Source organism: Pseudomonas sichuanensis, assembly GCF_003231305.1.
Lineage (GTDB): Bacteria > Pseudomonadota > Gammaproteobacteria > Pseudomonadales > Pseudomonadaceae > Aquipseudomonas > Aquipseudomonas sichuanensis.
In genome coordinates, this window is sequence record NZ_QKVM01000107.1 from 1 (window position 1) to 3,986 (window position 3,986).

The 3,986-nt window shown below is 64.2% G+C and carries 3 protein-coding genes; 1 reads left to right on the forward strand and 2 read right to left on the reverse strand.

What is annotated here, in order from left to right:
• Nucleotides 1-16: 16 nt before the first annotated feature.
• The gene (locus DM373_RS28155) at nt 17-1,642 is read right to left on the reverse strand and encodes a methyl-accepting chemotaxis protein (RefSeq protein WP_110996586.1); all 1,626 of its coding nucleotides are present in this window, start codon (nt 1,640-1,642) and stop codon (nt 17-19) included.
• Nucleotides 1,643-1,871: 229 nt separating this feature from the next.
• Nucleotides 1,872-3,071 carry an NAD(P)/FAD-dependent oxidoreductase gene (locus DM373_RS28160; protein ID WP_110996587.1) on the reverse strand — a complete coding sequence of 400 codons (1,200 nt, stop codon included), beginning with the start codon at nt 3,069-3,071 and terminating at the stop codon, nt 1,872-1,874.
• A gap of 269 nt (nt 3,072-3,340) precedes the next feature.
• On the opposite strand from DM373_RS28160, the gene DM373_RS28165 reads away from it, so the two are divergent.
• Entirely contained in the window at nt 3,341-3,886 is a 546-nt protein-coding gene (locus DM373_RS28165; RefSeq protein ID WP_110996588.1) for an RrF2 family transcriptional regulator, read from the forward strand.
• The last annotated feature ends 100 nt before the right edge of the window (nt 3,887-3,986 follow it).

Sequence of the window (3,986 nt, forward strand, 5' to 3'; positions counted from 1 at the left end):
CTGTGCAGCCCTCGGATCACACCTTGAACTGCGCCACCATGGCGTTCAGTTCCACCGCCAGGCGCGACAGGTCCTGCGCCGCCGCGCTGGTCTGGTTGGCGCCGGCCGAGGTCTGCATGGCCAGGTCGCGAATGTTCACCAGGTTACGGTCCACTTCCCGTGCCACCTGAGCCTGTTGCTCCGACGCGCTGGCGATCACCAGGTTGCGCTGGTTGATCGAGGCGATGGCCTCGGCGATCAGCTCCAGCGCCTGGCCGGCCGACTGCGCCACCTCCAGCGTGCCGTTGGCGCGGCCCTGGCTGCTGTGCATGGCGCTGACCGCGCGCCCGGTGCCGTCCTGGATGCCGCCAATCATCTGCTCGATCTCGGCGGTGGACTGCTGGGTGCGGTGGGCCAGTGCCCGTACTTCGTCGGCGACCACGGCAAAGCCGCGCCCAGCCTCGCCAGCGCGGGCCGCCTCGATGGCGGCGTTGAGCGCCAGCAGGTTGGTCTGCCCGGCAATCGAGCCGATCACGTCCAGGACCCGGCTGATCTCGTTGGCGCTGCTGGCCAGTTGTTCGATTTCCTGGGAGGTGCCGGTGACGTCGTCGACCAGATGCTGGATCGAGCTCAGGGCCTGGTTGACCTGGTCGCGGCCGTCGCGGGTGGTCTGGTCGGCGCCCTTCGACGCATCGGCGGTGCTCACCGCGTTGTTGGCCACTTCCTCGACCGCCGCGGTCATCTGGTTGACTGCCGTGGCGGCCTGGTCGATCTCGGCGCTCTGCTGGTGCAGGCCGCGGCTGGTGTCTTCGGTGACCGTGTGCAGTTCCTCGGAGGCCGAGGCCAGTTGGTCGGAGGAGGCGGCGATCTTGCGCAGGGTGTCGCGCAGGCTCTGTTGCATCTGGCTCAGGGCACGCAGCAGCAGTGCCGGTTCGTCGCGGCCGCTGACCTGGATGTCGCGGGTGAGGTCGCCGGTGGCCACACGCTCGGCCACGGCCACGGCGTCGGCCAGCGGGACGACGATGCTGCGGGTAAGCAGGGTGGCGATGGCGATCAGCGCAATGATGATGACCAGCAGTGAGCTGACGATCACGCTGAAGGCCTCGTCGGCCACGTCGCTGCTGCGCTGCGAAGCATCTTCGGCGCCCTTGCCGTTGTAGGCGATAAGGGCCGCCATGGCTTTCATCATGCTGTCGGCATGTTGTGTGAGCGGGCCGCTGATCTTGCGCTTGGCATCGGCCGCGCGGCCGGCGTTGATGTCCTGCAGGACTTCCTGTTGCAGGCTGTAGTACTGCAGGTGGGCAGCGTTGAAGGCATTGAACAGGGCACGGTCATCGGCGGCGATGATAGTGTCTTCGTAGTCTTTGAGGGCGGCTTGCAACTGCTCGTTGACGGTCTGCAGCAGGGCAGTATTGCGGGCTCGTTCGTTGCTGTCGTCATCCAGGGCGGTGCGCAGGGTCAGCGCGCGGACGCGGCCGAGGTTGCTGCCGATGTCGTTGAGGGCAACGATGGCGGGGATCCAGGTGATGCGAATTTCGTCGGTGGCGCTGTCCATCTGCCGGGTTTCGTAGAGAGAAAGCAGGCCCATTGCCAGGACCAGTGCACCTAAAAGCGCGAACACGCTGGCGGCGCGTTTACCGATCTTCATATTCCGTAACTGCATGGCATGCTCCTTGACGTTGGCGTGCAGGCGTCAAGAGCATGGTTTGAGGGCCGTGATGGCGGGGTGCCAGGCTCTCGATGCGCTGCGGGTTGGGTGTGTTCCTCACCTTCTCGATGTTTTTTTGGCGCCAATGATGCCATATGGCCATTATTATTGACCAGCCATTCAATGTAACAGCACGTACAGGCTGATCCGTCATAATCTGACGGATCAGTCAGTTTTAGTTCACTTATACAATGGCAATCGCCGGGTCTGCGGCTGCCAGTGCCTGTTCACGGTCGGCTGCCGGTGGGTAGATCCATACGGTGTTGATCTGGCGCTTGAGGTTCTTGCCTTCCTGGCCTTGCAGAACCAGTTCGCGTTCCCAGCCTTCGCTGTAGGCCGCACCCCATTCACCCAGGTCCAGGCAGGTGACGTACTTCGGTTGGCGGTACTCCACCGGCGCCAGGCCCAGCAGGTCGGCCATGGCGTTGTTGCCAGAATGGCGGCCCATGGGGATGGCGTGCTGGCAGGTCATCAGCGCGTGGTTGCCGATGTCGTCCACGGCGGCCCAGGCGACGTCACCGGTGGCGTAGATATGCTCCTGACCGACAACTTTAAGGTGCGGGTCGACCCGCAGCCGGCCCAGCGCGTCACGCTCGCCTGCGACTTGCGCGGTCAGCGGGCTGGCCTTGACGCCAGCCGTCCAGATCACGGTGTTGCTGGCGATGCGTTCGCCATTGTCGAGGGTCACGCCGCCTGCCTCCACGGCCACTACCGAAGCACCGGTCAGCCACTCGACACCGGCGTGTTCGGAGGCGGCGACGATGGCCGGGGTGATACCGGCGCCAAGGGCGGCACCGATGCTGTCGGCACGGTCCACCAGCACCACGCGGACATTGCCTTCACCGAGGATGGCACGCAGACGGGGCGTCATTTCGGTGGCGGTTTCGATGCCGGTGAAGCCGCCGCCGCACACCACCACGGTATTGCGTGCCGACGAGGCGGGCAGCTTGGCCAGGCCAATCAGGTGCTGCTCCAGGCGCACAGCCGATTCCATCTGGTCGACGTCGAAGCTGTGCTCGGCCAGGCCCGGTACGGCGGGGCGGGCGACCTGGCTACCGGCGGCGAGGATCAGGCGGTCGTAGCCCAGCTGCTGGCGCTGGCCGTTGGCGTCGATGTAGCCGACCTGGCGCGCGGCGCTGTCGATGCTTTCGGCGTTGCCGTGGATGAACTGCACGCCAACCACATCGAACAGATCGCTCAGCGGGGCCTGCAAGGTGTGGGCATCGGCTTCGTAGAAGCGTGGGCGGATGCGCAGCTCTGGCTGCGGGGCCAGCACGCTGATGCGCACGTCGCCGGCCTGGGCCTGGTCAAGCAGGCGAGCGGCGCTCAGGGCGCTCCATACACCGGCAAAGCCGGCACCGATGATCAGGATATGTGGGGTCATGTGAGTGCTCCGCAAGGTGGGGAAAGGGCTTCGGAGGTGCGTTGGCTGCCTGCCGAATAACTACGACTGTATTGATCGTAGTTTGTCTCGGCAAGTATTTTTTTCAGCCAGTCCCCGTCGGGGCCTCGGCAAGGGCGGTCGAAACCTGCGGTTTTGCTGGTTTACAGGTGCTTGTTGTGCTGATGGGTTGGCGACGGGCGGCAAGCTGAGGCTTTGCCTGTTGCCGTTGATGGGCGTAGTATTTGCGACAAATTTAGTCGGAGATTGACATGTCGCTCTACAGTGCCGGCGTCGAGTACGGTATCCATTGCCTGTTGTTCCTGGTCGACGAGCGTGGCGACAGCCGCGAGTCCAGCGTGCGCGACCTGGCCGAGTTGCAGGGTGTACCGCAGGAGTACCTGGCGAAGGTGTTCACCAAGCTCGCTCGGGCCGGGCTGGTTGCGGCTACCGAGGGGGTACGGGGTGGTTTCCGCCTGGCGCGGCCGTCGGATGAAATAACGGTGCTGGATATCGTCACGGCCATCGATGGGCACAAGAAGATTTTCGATTGCCGCGAGATTCGTGAGCGGTGCGCGGTGTTCGAGGGCTCGGCGCCGGCTTGGGCGGTCGAGGGGACGTGTGCGATCAACGCGGTGATGCTGGGGGCGCAGAAGCGCATGGAGGAGGCTTTGGCGCAGCAGACGATCCTGGACCTGGCGCGGCGGTTCGGGCGCAAGGCGCCGGCGGCGTTTGGGCAGCGGGTCAATGAGTGGATGGGGGAGCGGCGGGACGGGAAGGGGAGTGGTAGCGGGGATATACCGGTGGTGGCTGTTTAAGTTGTTCTATGGCTGCTGTCTCATTTCTTGATTTCTTGATTTCTTGATTTTATTCAGTGAGCGCGTTTTTGTTTTCATAGGTTTATGCGCATTCATTTGC